Origin of the sequence: Mycobacterium sp. shizuoka-1, assembly GCF_002723835.1 — a bacterium.
Classification (GTDB): domain Bacteria; phylum Actinomycetota; class Actinomycetes; order Mycobacteriales; family Mycobacteriaceae; genus Mycobacterium.
Genome location: NZ_BEWG01000048.1, coordinates 1 through 14,102, shown reverse-complemented (window position 1 = coordinate 14,102; position 14,102 = coordinate 1). Strand labels below are relative to the sequence as shown.

Sequence of the window (14,102 nt, the reverse complement as noted above, 5' to 3'; positions counted from 1 at the left end):
AGACCGATAAAGCGTCACCGAAGTCCTGACACACCAACCGTCACCGATGTCCTGATACACAACTGTCACCGATGTCCTGAGACATCACAAGCCCCGACAGAAATCTGTGATGTCTCAGGACATCCCCGACAGGAATCTCAGGCTCAATCCCACCTGTGGATGAAGTCGAATCTGGGGAAAACGTTGCGCCGCTACGCATACGCCGCGCTCATCGACGGGATCAACGCCGAATTGGGGGATTGGGTAGCGGCGCGGGCACCGGAACTGGACGTAGATGACCGTGACGTCGTGACGGACCTGCGATCAACGCGCTACTCGACACCCGACTGGCCACCGGACTGTTCAGTCAGGTCGCGCCGCGGATTCCCGACGACCGCTACCTTTCCGGATGGACCGACTTGGTGGCGAACAGGATTCAGGCTCCGACCGGGCCGGCCATCTACGCTGTCGGCGTGGTCCACACCTTGTCGATGGTGATCCGCAACCGGGTGCTGTAGCCGCCCATCGAGTCGGTCAGGCCGAACCGGTCCGAGATCTCCCCGTACTTGGCCCAGTACGGCGCGTCCGCACGGGGATCGGCGCCCTCGGCGTCGATGCCGGCGGTACCGCCGATGGCGATGATGCCGCCGCCGTTGCCGTCGGAGTCCAGGTTCAGGCTCACCTGGGGATGAGACCCGATATGGCGCACCTTGGCCGATCCCGGGTCGGTGTAGACCACGACATCGGTGCCGTCGAAGAAGAACCACACCAGTTTGGGCACCGGCTGGCCAGACTTGGCCACCGTGGTGAGCCAGCCATAGTTGTCGCGGTGCAGGCGATCGGATACCTCGGGAGTCAGTTCACTGGCCATGGACCCGAATGTAGTCTCGCGCCATGACACTCGATCTGACCGTTGATGAACTTCTGACCTCGACCCGATCGGTTCGCAAACGGCTCGACTTCGACCGGCCGGTGCCGCGCGAGGTGCTGATGGAATGCCTGGACCTGGCCCTGCAGGCGCCCACCGGATCCAACGCCCAGGGATGGCAGTGGGTGTTCGTCGAGGACGCGGACAAGAAGAAGGCGCTGGCCGACATCTACCGCGCCAACGCCACGCCGTATCTCGACCTGCCCGCACCCGTGCGCGGCGACATGCGCGACGCGCAGATGGATTCGGTGCTGAGTTCGGCCAAGTACCTCAACGAGAACCTGGAGAAGGCCCCGGTTTTCCTGATCCCGTGCCTGGAGGGCCGGCCCGAGGGCGCGCCCGCCGGTATGCAGGCGTCCTACTGGGGGTCACTGATACCCGCGGTGTGGAGTTTCATGCTGGCACTACGCTCGCGCGGTCTGGGCTCGGCCTACACCACCCTGCATCTGATCGGGGACGGCGAGCGGCAGGCCGCCGAACTGCTCGGCATCCCCTTCGAGCACTACACCCAGGGCGGACTGTGGCCGATCGCCTACACCAAGGGCACCGACTTCAAGCCGGCCAAGCGGCTGCCTGCCGAGCAACTCACCCACTGGGACACCTGGTAACCAACTACACGGCTCCCGAAAAGCCCTGCTGCCGCCACGCCTCGTAGGCCACCACGGCGGCGGCGTTGGACAGATTCAGTGACCGCCGGCCCGGCAACATCGGGATGCGCACCCGCTCGGTGATGTGCGGGTCGGCCAGCGTCACCTCGTCCAACCCCGTCGGCTCAGGACCGAACAACATCACGTCGCCCGGCTCATAGGCGATCTCGAAGGATGAGCGCGCGGCATGCGCGGTGAATGCGAACACCCGCGCGTCGCCGATTGCCGACCACGCCTGGTCCAGGTCGGCGTGCACGGTCACCGACGCCAGGTCGTGATAGTCGAGTCCGGCCCGGCGCAGCTTCGGTTCGGACAGATCGAAGCCCAGCGGTTCGACCAGATGTAACTCGCATCCGGTGGCGGCGACCATGCGGATCGCATTGCCGGTATTGGGTGCGATACGCGGCGAATTGAACATCACCCGGAACATCGGTCGATGATGTCAGGCGCGAGGTTCGAGGATGAAAATCGCCCGTTGACCGCTTCGCTTGTAGTGCTCACCGTAGGCGGGCCACAGTTCGAGAAACTGTGGCCAGTAGCGGTCTGCCTCCGATCCGTGCAGTTCACGGGCTGCGCATGTGATCACGTGGGAACCGACTTGAACGGTGGCGCGGGGATCGGCCCGCAGGTTGAGGACCCACGGATTCGTCCGCTCCGCATCGGGCTTGACGTTGCACACCACGAGGCGACCGGCATCGCGGAGGAAGAACACCGGATTGGTGTGCGGCTGTCCGGTCTTGCGGCCCTGCGTGGTGAGCAACACGATATTGCGGCTCAGAACCCGTCCGCCGGTCATGCGGTAGAACCGGCGGTGAAGCGGCGCGAGCAGATTCTTGATCGCCCATACCGCCGGCCGGCTGGCGCCCAGAGAACGCTTGGTACCGCACATGGCGCGCAGCTTAGCGTCGGCGCGTTCGGCGCATGCGACCGAATCGAACCTCACCGCAAACCCATTGGTTGACGATGTCAGTTGTGCCGCAGCGCAATTTGCTCGACACCCCTTTGCGTCAATTGACAAGGTCCCGCCGGTATCTCTCTGTTCAGTAACAACTCTGGAGATGCCACGCAATCGCTGTCATACTCGACGAATTGCCACGGGTTATGCGCAGCTCCGGTGTGGCCAACACGGGCAGCGATGACCAGAAAGTCCGGATGAACCAGAATCACCAGCCCACCACCGTGCCGCCGAAGCGGCCGTCGCGCTGGTCGCTGCGCAACTGGCCGGTGCGGGGCAAAGTGGTTGCGATCGTGGCCGTTCCGCTGGCATTGGCGCTGGCCTTCGGCGGTGCCCGCATCTGGGACGAGGTGGCCTCGGCGCGAGCCGCGCAGGTGGCCGCCGACCGGGTGGAGATGATCCCGGTGATCGAAAGTTATGTCAGCGCCGTCGAAGGGGTGCTGCTGGCCTACTCGTCCGGCGCGGACACCCAATCGGCGACCACCACGTTCGACAAGGCCACGGCCACCTTGCAGAACAAGCTCAACTCCACCGACGTCGCCCCAGACGTCCGCACCGGGGTCAGCACGTTGCTCAGCGGTGGTCAGCAGCTCGTCGGCGCGGTCTCGGCCAACGCCATCGACCTGCGCGGGCGGATCACCACCTACGCGCCGATCCTGCTGACCGCCGAGGACGCGATCAACGGTTCGGTGCGCCTGGACGACGAGACGCTGCGCGCCCAGGCCCAGGGGTTGAGCCGCGCGGTCGGCGCCCGGGGCCAGATGATGATGCAGCAACTGCTCGTCGAACAGGGTGCCGACCTGCCCGAGCCGGAGCTTCGGACGTCGATGATCACGCTGGCCGGTACGGAGCCGTCGACGTTGTTCGGCATGAGCCAGGTGCTCGGCGTCGGCTCCCAGGACGCCAAGGCGTTGCAGAGCGAGATGGTCAAACGGATGGGCATCATGTCCAATCCGGATGCCGTGCTGGTCGGCAACACCGATCTGCGCCAGTCGCTGCAGACCACCGACACCATCGCGGGCCAGGTCATCGCAGCCACCACGTCGCAGGTGACCGGGGCCGTGCAGCAGCAGGCGGCCGACCGGCGAGCCGCGGTCATCCGTGACTTCCTGCTGGTGCTGGCGGCGTTCGTCGTCGCGCTGGTGGTGGTGTTCTTGGTGGCGCGTTCGCTGGTCCGGCCGTTGCGCATCCTGCGCGATGGAGCGCTGCGGGTCGCGCATACCGACCTCGAGCAGGGGATCGCCCGGGTTCGCGCCGGCGACGAACGCGAGCCAGAGCCGTTGCCCGTCTACACCACCGAAGAGATCGGGCAGGTGGCCCACGCCGTCGACGAACTGCACACCCAGGCGCTGCTGCTGGCGGGGGACGAGGCCCGGCTTCGTCTGGTGATCAACGAGATGTTCGAGACGATGTCGCGGCGCAACCGTTCGCTGGTGGACCAGCAGCTCGCGCTCATCGACCGGCTGGAGAAAAGTGAGGACGACCCCGACCGGCTGGACAACCTGTTCCGGCTCGACCACCTGGCCACCCGGATGCGCCGCATCGGTGCCAACCTGCTGGTCCTTGCCGGCGCGCAGGTGTCCCGCGACCACCGGGAGTCGCTGCCGCTGGCCAGCGCGGTCAACGCCGCGGTCTCCGAGGTCGAGGACTACAAGCGGGTGCAGATCGGTGAGCTGCCCGATTCGGCGCTGATCGGCCGGGTGTCCGCCGACGCGGTGCACATGCTGGCCGAGCTGATCGACAACGCGTTGCGCTACTCGCCGCCAATCTCACCGGTGCGGGTCAGCGCCGTGCACACCAGTAACGCCGGGGTGCGCGTCGAGGTGCACGACGACGGCATCGGCATGACCGACAGTGACCTGCGCATCGCCAACATGCGGTTGCATGCCGGGGGCGAAGTCAGCCAGGACAACACCCGGCACATGGGTTTGTTCGTGGTCGGCCGGCTGGCGCACATGCACGGGATGGCCGTGCGACTGCGCAACGCCGTGGAGGGGGACCCGTCCTCGGGGACCACCGCCGAGCTCTACCTGCCGCCGAAGCTCCTCGAACACGGCGCTCCCATCGGCGCTGATGCCCGCCGCTACGACGCCCCCGCCGACCTCCCCAGCGAGGAGGCGCCACCCGCCGAGCGGTTCGCCGCCATCGGCGCCGACCAGCCGGTGGCGGCCGAGGCGACCGGGCTGCCGCGCCGCTCACCGGGATCCAGCGGGATCACCGCAGCGCCGCCGTCCGAGCCCGAGCCCGAGCCGCAACCGTCGCGATGGTTCGCCGGGGCGCAGACCGAGGAACCGGCTCCCAGGCGCGAGCACCCGTCGGACACCGCGCCGTTCTTCACCTCGCGGGCCCGGGCCGGGCAGGCCCGCGAGGAGAACATCGACATCAGCGATATGGACGTGCTCGCAGCCGACCTGTCGGCGCCCGACGCCGAGGACACCGACACCGATTTCATCTACCAGAAGATGTTGTCGGAGATCATGGTCGACCCGCATACCATCGCCGTGCCGCAGGACTGGAAGTCGGTGTGGGACAACGGCTGGGAGACCGCGGCCGATGTCGACGACGTACCGGTGCAGGCCCGCACCGAACACGGCCTGCCGGTGCGCGATCCCGGCGCCAGGCTGGTCCCCGGCGCCGCCGACCCGGCTCCTGCGCCGTCGGCTCCCGACCTCCCGCGCCGCGATCCGGACGCGGTGCGCGCCTCGTTCAGCAGCCACTTCGGCGGCGTGCGGGCCGCGCGCTCGGACATCCGATCCGCAGAGAAAGAACGCCCATGACCCATCCGCCGAACAACTCGCTGGACTGGCTGGTGTCCAATTTCGCCCGCGACGTCCCCGGTGTCTCTCACGCGGTGTTGGTGTCGGTCGACGGGCTGTTGATCGCCGCCAGTGCGCAGCTGCCACGGGAACGCGCCGAACAACTCGCCGCGGTGACGTCCGGGCTGGCCAGCCTGGCCGCCGGTGCGGCGCAACTTTTCGAAGCCGGTCAGGTGCTGCAGTCGGTGGTGGAGATGGCCGGCGGCTATCTGCTGGTGATGCGGGTGGGCGACGGTTCGCACCTGGCCACGTTGGCCGCACCGAGCTGCGACATCGGTCAAATCGGTTATGAGATGGCGGTTTTGGTCGAGCGAGTGGGCAATGTCGTCTCGTCGTCGCGGCGCACGCCGCAACCTTCGTGATCGCATATGGACGAGGGGTCGCGACACGGCGAGGCAAACCTGGTTCGCCCGTACACGCTGACCGCGGGGCGAACCGACACCACTGTGGAGCTTCCGGTCGAGGCGCCGATCCAGACGCTGGAGCCGGCCCTGGGGCAGCGTTGGCCGGCCGGGGATGTGCGGGGACGGATCTGCCTGCTGTGTGCCGACAGCCCGTCGGTGGCCGAGATCTCTGCGATGCTGGATCTTCCGCTCGGCGTCGCGCGCGTCCTGGTCGGCGACCTGGTGACGGCGGGCTATCTTCGGGTACAGACCACGTTGACCGACCGCTCGACACCTGACGAGCGCCGCGACCTGATCGGAAGGACCCTCCGTGGCTTACGCGCCCTCTGAGGAGCGGGCGTCCGCCTCGACGAAGATCGTCGTCGCGGGCGGATTCGGCGCCGGCAAGACCACATTCGTGGGAGCGGTGTCGGAGATCATGCCCCTGCGCACCGAGGCGATGGTCACTGACGCGTCGACCACTGTGGATGCGCTGGATGCCACCCCGGGCAAGTCCACCACGACGGTGGCGATGGACTTCGGCCGGATCACCCTGGACCGCAACCTGGTGCTGTACCTGTTCGGCACCCCCGGGCAGCGGCGGTTCTGGTTCATGTGGGATGACTTGGTGCGGGGTGCGATCGGGGCGATCATCCTGGTCGACGTGCGCCGCCTGCAGGACAGTTTCGCCGCGGTGGACTTCTTCGAACACCGCAGGATGCCGTTCCTGATCGCGGTCAACGAATTCGACGGGGCGCCAAAGTATCCCACCGACGAGGTGCGCCGCGCGTTGGCCTTGCCCGAGAGCACGCCGGTGATCACGGTCGACGCCAGGGACCGTACCTCGGCCACCGATGCGCTGATCGCGATCAGTGAGTTCGCGCTGGCGAGCCTGGCGTCCGGTCAGCACTAGATGCCGGACGTACTGAACTGGTCCGACCGGGAGTTCACCGGCCACGACTTTCGCGACGAGGACCTCTCCGGCCTGCGGACTGAGCGGGTGGTGTTCACCGAATGTGACTTCGGCGGCGCCAACCTGTCCGAATCGGTCCACCTGGGCTCGGCCTTCCGCAACTGTCGCTTCCTGCGGACCACCTTGTGGCACAGCACATTCCGAAACTGCAGCATGCTCGGCTCGACGTTCGAGAACTGCCGGTTGCGCCCGATGGTCTGCGACGAGGTCGACTTCACCCTTGCCGTGCTCGGCGGCGCGGACCTGCGGGGGGTCGACATGTCCGGGTCGCGGCTGCGGGAAACCAGTCTGGTGCAGGCCGATTTGCGCAAGGCGGTATTGCGGGGGGTCGACCTGACCGGCGCGCGCACCATCGGGCTGCGACTCGAACAGGCCGATCTGCGCGGCGCGCGCGTCGATCCCACCCTGTGGACCACGGCGGCCTGCCGGGGCGCCCGCATCGATGTGCCGCAGGCGTTGGCGTTCGCGGCGGCACACGGTCTGGACATCAGCGGAGACTGAGCGCCGCGTTCGGCGCTACCTCAGTGGTGACACTGCGCTTGGCTCGAGCCGGATCGATGTCACACCCACGATGGTCGAGACGTCGAAACCTCGCATATCCTCGAGGAAGTCAGGGCTCTGCATATAGGCCTGTTCAATCGTCGGTAAGTCTGTCCCGTCTGGGTAGGAGACGAGTACGTACAGGTTGCACGCGTCGTCGTCGGGACTGGTCCAGATACCGTGAATGGTGATGTCGAACGGTGGCGTGCTCTGAAGATGTCTGGGGTAGATCTCGTCTCTGTACACATTGAGCGATTGCTCGTCTTTGAGCGTGTAAGTCCGTAATTGGAAGATGCTCATAGCGGTTGATCCGTCACTCGTTAATCTGCCCAGGGCAGCAGAACCGCTTTGCCGGTGGTCATGCGGTTCTCTATCAGGCGGTGCGCCTCGGCGGCTTGCGAGAGCGGAAGCGTCAGGTCTGCCCGGATACGCAGCCGGCCTTCGGCAACATGGCTGGTGAGTTCAGCCAGGACTGACCGCAGCGCGGCGCGGTCCGGCAGGTAGGGATAGAGACTGAAGAATCCTAGCGTCTGGTTGGCGTTGAGTCGGCCTGCTTTGAATTCGGCGTCGAAATCGATGACAGGAGTGGACTTGTCGGCGCCCCCGTAGGCGCTGAGACGCCCGAATGGCGCCAGCGAGGCGATCGATTGCGTGAACGCGTCGCCGCCGACATTGACCAACGCGGCGTCGACCCCGCGCTGATCTGTGCAGTCCAGCACCTGCCGGTGCCAGTCGGGTTGGGTGTAGTCGATGGTGGCGTCGGCACCGAGCTCGGAAACCAGGCGTCGTTTCTCCGCCGTGCTGGCCGCCCCGATCACTCGGCGTGCACCCATGATTTTCGCCAGTTGAACGGCTATCGAGCCCAGACCGCCGGCGGCGGCCAGAATGAGGATCGAGTCACCGTCGGCCAGTCGTACGCCGTCGCGCAGGAGAAAGTATGCGGTCAGTCCTTGAACGAGCAGGGCCGTGCTCTCGGCGTAGCCGAGCCCGGCCGGCAACGAATAAACCGAGTCTGCCGAGGTGACAACATATTGCGCGTACCCGGCAGGTGTGGCGCCCGATAGGAAGCCGAAGACCCGCTCGCCAACGTCGACGGCGGATACGCCGTCACCGACGGACTCCACGGTGCCCGCGAACTCACCGCCCAGGATGTGGGGCAGCGGTGGTTGGAACGGGTAGTTGTTGCGTCGTTGCTCGATGTCGGCGAAATTGATTCCGGCCGCCTCATTTCGGACCAGGACCTGACCTGCGCCGGCCCGGGGCGTGGGCACGTCCTCGTAGACGAGGCTGTCATCGGGCGGTCCATAACGGTGTACCCGAACGGCTTTCATGGTCTCTGGCGTCATCGGCGTCTCCTTGTGCAATGTGATCAGCGGCCGTAAGTGACCTAGTCAACCTAACAGACGAACTAGTTTGTTTGGCTGTTATATTCCTGTGAGAGATGCCGGCCGTGCACGCCGAACCCGGGTTCGGCATCTTCGGCACGCCGAAGAGCATGCGGGCCTGCGCCGAGGGCATCCGCGCCGCGCCAGTTCCGCACCCGTTACCCGGGACGACGCTGCGGGAAAGCCTGCAGGAGTACTAAGCGTCTGGCCAGCGTCAGCCGCCGGCCGGCGTCCAGGTGTGCATGGCGGCGTCGAGCGCCTCTTCGGTGAGCGCATCGACCGGCAACCGCTCCTGGTCGGTCCGCCGGCGCATCCCTTCGATCAACAGCGCCACGTAGCGGCGCCAGAGCTCGGGGTCGACCTCGCCGGCGAATTCGCTGACCGTGCCGGCCAGCAGTCCCATCAACGGCAGGTCCGCCGCCGTGAGCTCGGGCCGGAGGTGGCCGTCGCCGCGGGCGCGCTCCACCAGCGTGGTCAGCGTGGGGACCAGGCGCTCCTGGGCTGCGTTGACCCGGCTGCCCGCGTAGCACTTGCTGAACGCGATCTCGCGCAGCCCGCGGTCGGTCGCGGTCAGCCGACACATCTGTTCCACGTACCACACGAATCCGGCCCACGAATCCTCTTGGCGCAGTGCCGATTCCGCGAACGCGATCAGTTGGTCCAACCCGTCTTCGAAGATCGCCTCCAGCAGCTCTTCCTTGGTGGCGAAGCGCCGGTATACGGTGCCGACACCGACACCTGCGTGGTGTGCGACGTCGTTGAGGCTGGGCTCCAGGCCCTTCTGTGCGAACAGGTCGCGGGCGGCGTCGATGATGCGCTGCCGATTGCGCTGCGCGTCCTTGCGCAGCGGGCGATCGAGCTCGGAGGTCACCCGAGTGAGTGTAATCGTCGCCACAAATTAAGTGGATTGACTCTATCCAGTTTTGCGGCTAGCTTTTCTTGAGTACTGACCAGTACCGCTCGGGCCGCCTCGGGCGCGGTCGCTGTCCACGTTGAAAGGCCCACGGTGATGAGAACTTTGGTGCGCTCGACCCGCCGGCGAGTGAGGCGAAAGCGATGACCCGGATCCTGGGGCGGGTGTGGATTCCCGTGCTGGTGGTGGTCGTCGTCGCGGCCGGAGCAGCGGCCGTGCAGAACGCGCGCACCGTATTCGGTTCGAACCCGGTGATTGTGACGCCGAAGAGTTCGGACAGTGCCGAGGATTTCAATCCCAAAGTGGTGACCTACGAGGTGTTCGGCTCAGGCAGCGCGGCGATGGTCAACTATCTGGACCTGTCGGGCATACCTCAACGAACGGGCAGCGTGGCGCTGCCCTGGTCGCTGACCCTGACCACCACGGATCCCTCAGCGTCGCCGAACATCCTGGCCCAGGGCGACGGTGACTCCATCGGGTGCCGGATCACGGTCGACGACGTCGTCAAAGAGGAACGGACCGCCACCGGCCTGAACGCCGAAACCTTCTGCTTGGTGAAATCCGCATGAGCACCGAAGTCAGCACGAACACCGACGTCGACGATGCGCCGACCGACGCCATCGCCGCGCCGCGACATCGGGCCCACCCGCGGATTCCGCGGTTCATCCGCACCTTTGCGGTGCCGATCATCCTGGGCTGGGTCGCCCTGATCGTCGTGCTGAGCACCGTGGTGCCCACGCTCGAGGAGGTCGGCAAGCTCCGCTCGGTCTCGATGAGCCCCAACGACGCGCCGTCCTTGATCGCGACCAAGCGGGTCGGCGAGGTCTTTGCGGAGTACAACACCAGCAGTTCGGTGATGGTGGTCCTGGAGGGTGACCAACCGCTGGGCGCCCAAGCCCACGAGTTCTACGACAAGATCGTGCGCGAACTGCGGGCCGACACCAAGCACGTACAGCACGTCCAAGACTTCTGGGGCGATTCGTTCACCGCCGCTGCCGCCCAGAGCACCGACAACAAGGCCGCCTACGTTCAGGTCTACATCTCGGGAGACCAGGGCGAGACGCTGGCCAACGAGTCCGTCGAGGCCGTCCGCAAGATCGCCACCGAGACACCCGCGCCGGCCGGGGTGCGCGCCTACGTCACCGGGCCCGCTGCCACCACGACAGACCAGAACATCGTCGGCGACAAGAGCATGCAGCTCATCGAACTCGTCACGTTCGGCGTCATCATCATCATGCTGTTGATCGTCTACCGCTCGGTCATCACGACCGCCATCGTCTTGGTGATGGTGGTTCTCGGACTGTCCGGTGCCCGCGGGCTGGTGGCCTTTCTGGGCTACCACAACGTGTTCGGACTGACCACGTTCGCGACGAACATGGTGGTCACCCTGGCGATCGCGGCCGCGACGGATTACGCGATCTTCCTGATCGGCAGATATCAAGAGGCGCGCCGAGCCGGCGAGGATCGGGAATCGGCCTACTACACCATGTTCCACGGCACCGCCCACGTGGTGCTGGCCTCGGGACTGACCATCGCCGGCGCCACGCTCTGCCTGCACTTCACCCGCCTGCCGTACTTCCAGACCATGGGCATCCCGCTGGCCTCCGGCATGGTGATCGTGGTGGCCGCGGCACTGACGCTGGGCCCCGCGGTCATTTCGGTCTGCAGCCGATTCGGCCGGGTTTTGGAGCCCAAAAGCATTGGCAAGCAGAAGTTGTGGCACCGGGTCGGCACGGCGACGGTGCGCTGGCCGGGTGCCATCCTGGTGGCCGCCGTGGCGGTGTCGCTGGTGGGCCTGCTCACCCTGCCCGGCTACCACACCACGTACAACGACCGGATCTATCTGCCCGACAACGTGTCGGCCAACGTCGGCTACACGGCGGCGGAACGACACTTCTCGCGGGCCAAGATGAACCCCGACCTGCTGATGGTCGAGGCCGACCACGATCTGCGCAACCCGGCCGACTTCCTCGTCATCGACAAGATCGCCAAGGCGCTGGCCCGGGTGCACGGCATCGCCCAGGTCCAGACCATCACCCGGCCGGAAGGCAAGCCGATCGAGCACTCGACGATCCCGTATTCGTTGAGCCAGAACGGCACCGGTCAACTGATGAACAACGACTACCAGCAGACTGTGCTGGCCAACACGTTTAAACAGGCCGACGAGATGCAGGTCACCATCGACTCGATGACCAAGATGCAGGGCATCACCCAGCAGCTGTCCGAGGTCACCCGGAGCATGGCTGCCAAGATGGACGTCACCTCCGCCGACATCGCCACGGTGCGCGACCACCTCGCCGACTTCGACGATCAGTTCCGGCCGATCCGCAACTACTTCTATTGGGAGCCGCACTGTTTCGACATCCCGATGTGCTGGTCGCTGCGCTCGGTCTTCGATTCGCTCGACGGCATCTCGACGATGTCGGACGACTTCCAAGACATCGTGCCTGATCTCCATCGGATGTCTGACCTCACCGGGCAGATGGTCGCGGTGATGCCGCCGATGATCCAGACGATGAAGAACCAGAAGCAGATGATGCTCAACCAGTATCAGGCCCAGAAGGCACAGCAGGACCAGAACATGGCCCAGCTGGAGAACGCCACCGCGATGGGGCAGGCGTTCGATGCGGCCAAGAACGACGACTCGTTCTATCTGCCGCCGGAGGCGTTCGACAACGACGACTTCAAGCGCGGCATCAAGCTGTTCCTGTCGCCCGATGGTCATGCCGTGCGCTTCACGATCATCCACCAGGGTGATCCTCTGACCGAAGAGGGCACGTCGCGGATCGAGCCCCTCAAGATCGCCGCCGCCGACGCGATCAAGGGAACCCCGCTGGAAGGGGCCAGGATCTATCTGGGCGGAAGCGCGGCGATGTACAACGACATGCAACAGGGCGCCGACTACGACCTGATCATCGCCGCGATCGCCGCACTGATCCTGATCTTCGTCATCATGGTGATCCTCACCAGAGCCGTCGCGGCGGCCGCGGTGATCGTCGGCACCGTGGTGCTCAGCCTGGCCGCGTCGTTTGGCCTGTCGGTTCTGTTGTGGCAGCACGTCATTGGGCTGCCGCTGCACTGGATGGTGCTGCCGATGTCGGTGATCGTCCTGCTGGCCGTCGGCGCGGATTACAACCTGCTGCTGGTGTCGCGGATGAAAGAGGAGATCGGGGCCGGTCTGAACACCGGGATCATCCGGGCGATGGTCGGCACCGGCTCGGTCGTTACCGCCGCCGGACTGGTCTTCGCGTTCACCATGGGTTCGATGGCGGTGAGCAGCCTGATCATCATCGGCCAGGTGGGGACCACGATCGGGTTGGGTCTGCTGTTCGACACCGTGGTGGTGCGGTCGCTGATGACGCCGTCCATTGCCGCGCTGCTCGGGCGCTGGTTCTGGTGGCCGCAGCGGGTCCGCCAGCGTCCTCGGCCGCAGGCCTGGCCGCGCACGCAGTCCCAACAGCTCGAGGAGGCGCGGGTATGAGACCACCCACGGCACTGCTGGCAGCGGTGGCCGCCGTCGCGGCCGTGGCGACGCCGGCGATCGCCCACGCCGACCCTGACACCGACTTCGCCAACGAACTGCACACCATCGGGGTGTACGGGCCCAGGGACTACAACGCCTGGATCGCGAAGATCGCGTGCGAGCGGCTCGATCGCGGTGTCGACCACAGCGCCTACGACTCGGCGGCGTTCGTCGCCAAACAGCTGCCCACCACTGCCACCACGGCGCAAGCCTGGCAGTTCGTGGCCCGCGCGTATCCGATCTACTGCCCCGACAAGCAGATCCTGCTGCAGCAGGCTGCGCAGACCAGTGGAGGGTGAGACAGCCGATGCGAGAACGACTTCGGGGTCTGCTGTGGACCTGTGTCATCGTGGCCGCCATGGTCGCCGGCGTGGTCGCCCTGCCGGGCAGGGCCGCGGCGGACGCCAGCGATGACTACCCGATCCCGAAACGGATCATCGACACCGCCTGCACGGTCGACCAGTACATGGCGGCGGCGCGGGACACGTCGCCGATCTACTACCAGCGCTACATGATCGACTACAACAACCGCCCGGTCGACGTCGAGGACGCGGCCCGCGATCGCATCTACTGGTTCTTCTCGCTCGACGCGGCCGGCCGCCGGCAGTATTCCGAAGACACCGCGACCAACGTCTACTACGAACAGATGGCCACCCACTGGGGCAATTGGGCGAAGCTGTTCTTCAACAACAAGGGCGTCGTCGCCAAAGCCACTGACGAATGTCAGCACTATCCGCCGGCCGATCCGACAGTGTGGAACTGGGGACCGAACGAGCGGTGAGACCGGGCTACTTCCAGACCAGCAGGTCCTCGACGCCGTTGTTGTAGACCACGGAGGTGGGGGCCGGGCCGGTCACGTCGAAGTACAGCTTGCCCCAGGACGTGTCACCCTGCTGCAGGGTCGCCCCGCTGATGCCCTGCGGCGTGGCGGCCTGCCACAGCACCGGGTAGTTGGCTCCGCCCGCGGCCCTGGCGTTGAAGTTCGACTTAGCGCCCACAATTCGTCCGTAGAAGCCGTTGAGGCTGGTAGGAAAGTAGCGGACGCGTTCGTTACATGGCT

At 65.9% G+C, this 14,102-nt stretch carries 18 protein-coding genes; 11 read left to right on the top strand and 7 right to left on the bottom strand.

Features of this window, described 5'->3' with window-relative positions:
• Window positions 1–439 precede the first annotated feature (439 nt).
• A complete protein-coding gene (locus MSZK_RS15390) occupies window positions 440–850 on the bottom strand; it encodes a TIGR03667 family PPOX class F420-dependent oxidoreductase (RefSeq protein WP_099249236.1) in 411 nt (136 codons plus the stop codon).
• A gap of 23 nt (window positions 851–873) precedes the next feature.
• On the opposite strand from MSZK_RS15390, the gene MSZK_RS15385 reads away from it, so the two are divergent.
• On the top strand, window positions 874–1,515 hold the full coding sequence (locus MSZK_RS15385; RefSeq protein ID WP_099249234.1) for a nitroreductase family protein: 642 nt from the start codon (window positions 874–876) through the stop codon (window positions 1,513–1,515).
• 4 nt (window positions 1,516–1,519) lie between these two features.
• Here MSZK_RS15385 and MSZK_RS15380 read toward each other — a convergent pair whose 3' ends face one another.
• Entirely contained in the window at window positions 1,520–1,984 is a 465-nt protein-coding gene (locus MSZK_RS15380) for a tRNA (cytidine(34)-2'-O)-methyltransferase (protein ID WP_099249232.1), read from the bottom strand.
• A 12-nt stretch (window positions 1,985–1,996) separates the two neighbouring features.
• Window positions 1,997–2,572 carry a nitroreductase/quinone reductase family protein gene (locus tag MSZK_RS15375; RefSeq protein WP_142389936.1) on the bottom strand — a complete coding sequence of 192 codons (576 nt, stop codon included), beginning with the start codon at window positions 2,570–2,572 and terminating at the stop codon, window positions 1,997–1,999.
• A gap of 134 nt (window positions 2,573–2,706) precedes the next feature.
• Between MSZK_RS15375 and MSZK_RS15370 the strand changes: the two genes are divergently transcribed.
• From MSZK_RS15370 to MSZK_RS15350, 5 genes are read left to right on the top strand one after another with little or no spacing between them, the layout of a single operon-like run.
• Entirely contained in the window at window positions 2,707–5,286 is a 2,580-nt protein-coding gene (locus MSZK_RS15370; RefSeq protein WP_099249240.1) for a sensor histidine kinase, read from the top strand.
• Window positions 5,283–5,687, top strand: coding sequence for a roadblock/LC7 domain-containing protein (locus MSZK_RS15365; protein WP_099249228.1), 405 nt, complete (start codon window positions 5,283–5,285; stop codon window positions 5,685–5,687). Before MSZK_RS15370 ends, MSZK_RS15365 begins: the two co-directional genes overlap by 4 nt.
• Window positions 5,688–5,693: 6 nt before the next feature.
• Entirely contained in the window at window positions 5,694–6,059 is a 366-nt protein-coding gene (locus tag MSZK_RS15360) for a DUF742 domain-containing protein (protein WP_099249226.1), read from the top strand.
• Window positions 6,040–6,621: an ATP/GTP-binding protein gene (locus tag MSZK_RS15355; RefSeq protein WP_099249224.1), complete on the top strand. Its 582-nt coding sequence runs from the start codon at window positions 6,040–6,042 to the stop codon at window positions 6,619–6,621. Before MSZK_RS15360 ends, MSZK_RS15355 begins: the two co-directional genes overlap by 20 nt.
• Window positions 6,622–7,182 carry a pentapeptide repeat-containing protein gene (locus MSZK_RS15350; protein ID WP_099249222.1) on the top strand — a complete coding sequence of 187 codons (561 nt, stop codon included), beginning with the start codon at window positions 6,622–6,624 and terminating at the stop codon, window positions 7,180–7,182.
• A gap of 15 nt (window positions 7,183–7,197) precedes the next feature.
• On the opposite strand, the gene MSZK_RS15345 is transcribed toward MSZK_RS15350, so the two are convergent.
• Both MSZK_RS15345 and MSZK_RS15340 read right to left on the bottom strand, forming a co-directional pair.
• Window positions 7,198–7,521, bottom strand: coding sequence for an NIPSNAP family protein (locus MSZK_RS15345; protein WP_099249220.1), 324 nt, complete (start codon window positions 7,519–7,521; stop codon window positions 7,198–7,200).
• A gap of 20 nt (window positions 7,522–7,541) precedes the next feature.
• Window positions 7,542–8,585 (bottom strand): zinc-binding dehydrogenase, encoded by a 1,044-nt coding sequence (locus MSZK_RS15340; RefSeq protein WP_233211333.1) that lies wholly within the window; start codon window positions 8,583–8,585, stop codon window positions 7,542–7,544.
• Window positions 8,586–8,671: 86 nt separating this feature from the next.
• Here MSZK_RS15340 and MSZK_RS33435 point away from each other — a divergent pair, with 86 nt between their 5' ends.
• Complete coding sequence (locus MSZK_RS33435) at window positions 8,672–8,806, top strand: hypothetical protein (RefSeq protein WP_255414217.1); 135 nt, start codon at window positions 8,672–8,674, stop codon at window positions 8,804–8,806.
• 14 nt (window positions 8,807–8,820) lie between these two features.
• Here the strand turns inward: MSZK_RS33435 and MSZK_RS15335 are convergent, their stop codons facing one another.
• Window positions 8,821–9,477: a TetR/AcrR family transcriptional regulator gene (locus tag MSZK_RS15335; protein WP_099249216.1), complete on the bottom strand. Its 657-nt coding sequence runs from the start codon at window positions 9,475–9,477 to the stop codon at window positions 8,821–8,823.
• Window positions 9,478–9,662: 185 nt separating this feature from the next.
• Between MSZK_RS15335 and MSZK_RS15330 the strand changes: the two genes are divergently transcribed.
• From MSZK_RS15330 to MSZK_RS15315, 4 genes are read left to right on the top strand one after another with little or no spacing between them, the layout of a single operon-like run.
• Complete coding sequence (locus tag MSZK_RS15330; protein WP_199203353.1) at window positions 9,663–10,088, top strand: MmpS family transport accessory protein; 426 nt, start codon at window positions 9,663–9,665, stop codon at window positions 10,086–10,088.
• A complete protein-coding gene (locus MSZK_RS15325) occupies window positions 10,085–13,000 on the top strand; it encodes an RND family transporter (protein ID WP_099249214.1) in 2,916 nt (971 codons plus the stop codon). Before MSZK_RS15330 ends, MSZK_RS15325 begins: the two co-directional genes overlap by 4 nt.
• Window positions 12,997–13,341 carry a DUF732 domain-containing protein gene (locus MSZK_RS15320; protein ID WP_099249212.1) on the top strand — a complete coding sequence of 115 codons (345 nt, stop codon included), beginning with the start codon at window positions 12,997–12,999 and terminating at the stop codon, window positions 13,339–13,341. Before MSZK_RS15325 ends, MSZK_RS15320 begins: the two co-directional genes overlap by 4 nt.
• A gap of 8 nt (window positions 13,342–13,349) precedes the next feature.
• Entirely contained in the window at window positions 13,350–13,823 is a 474-nt protein-coding gene (locus MSZK_RS15315) for a DUF5078 domain-containing protein (RefSeq protein ID WP_099249210.1), read from the top strand.
• Between the two features lie 7 nt (window positions 13,824–13,830).
• On the opposite strand, the gene MSZK_RS15310 is transcribed toward MSZK_RS15315, so the two are convergent.
• Window positions 13,831–14,102 (bottom strand): DUF1942 domain-containing protein (locus tag MSZK_RS15310; RefSeq protein ID WP_142389935.1); only part of this gene is annotated, 272 nt, incomplete at its 5' end.

Excerpts from the sequence above, each read along its gene's own strand:
- MSZK_RS15390 (WP_099249236.1), bottom strand. The coding sequence starts at position 850 with ATGGCCAGTGAACTGACTCCCGAGGTATCCGATCGCCTGCACCGCGAC.
- MSZK_RS15385 (WP_099249234.1), top strand. The coding sequence starts at position 874 with ATGACACTCGATCTGACCGTTGATGAACTTCTGACCTCGACCCGATCG.
- MSZK_RS15380 (WP_099249232.1), bottom strand. The coding sequence starts at position 1,984 with ATGTTCCGGGTGATGTTCAATTCGCCGCGTATCGCACCCAATACCGGC.
- MSZK_RS15370 (WP_099249240.1), top strand. The coding sequence starts at position 2,707 with ATGAACCAGAATCACCAGCCCACCACCGTGCCGCCGAAGCGGCCGTCG.
- MSZK_RS15365 (WP_099249228.1), top strand. The coding sequence starts at position 5,283 with ATGACCCATCCGCCGAACAACTCGCTGGACTGGCTGGTGTCCAATTTC.
- MSZK_RS15360 (WP_099249226.1), top strand. The coding sequence starts at position 5,694 with ATGGACGAGGGGTCGCGACACGGCGAGGCAAACCTGGTTCGCCCGTAC.
- MSZK_RS15350 (WP_099249222.1), top strand. The coding sequence starts at position 6,622 with ATGCCGGACGTACTGAACTGGTCCGACCGGGAGTTCACCGGCCACGAC.
- MSZK_RS15345 (WP_099249220.1), bottom strand. The coding sequence starts at position 7,521 with ATGAGCATCTTCCAATTACGGACTTACACGCTCAAAGACGAGCAATCG.
- MSZK_RS15330 (WP_199203353.1), top strand. The coding sequence starts at position 9,663 with ATGACCCGGATCCTGGGGCGGGTGTGGATTCCCGTGCTGGTGGTGGTC.
- MSZK_RS15325 (WP_099249214.1), top strand. The coding sequence starts at position 10,085 with ATGAGCACCGAAGTCAGCACGAACACCGACGTCGACGATGCGCCGACC.
- MSZK_RS15320 (WP_099249212.1), top strand. The coding sequence starts at position 12,997 with ATGAGACCACCCACGGCACTGCTGGCAGCGGTGGCCGCCGTCGCGGCC.
- MSZK_RS15315 (WP_099249210.1), top strand. The coding sequence starts at position 13,350 with ATGCGAGAACGACTTCGGGGTCTGCTGTGGACCTGTGTCATCGTGGCC.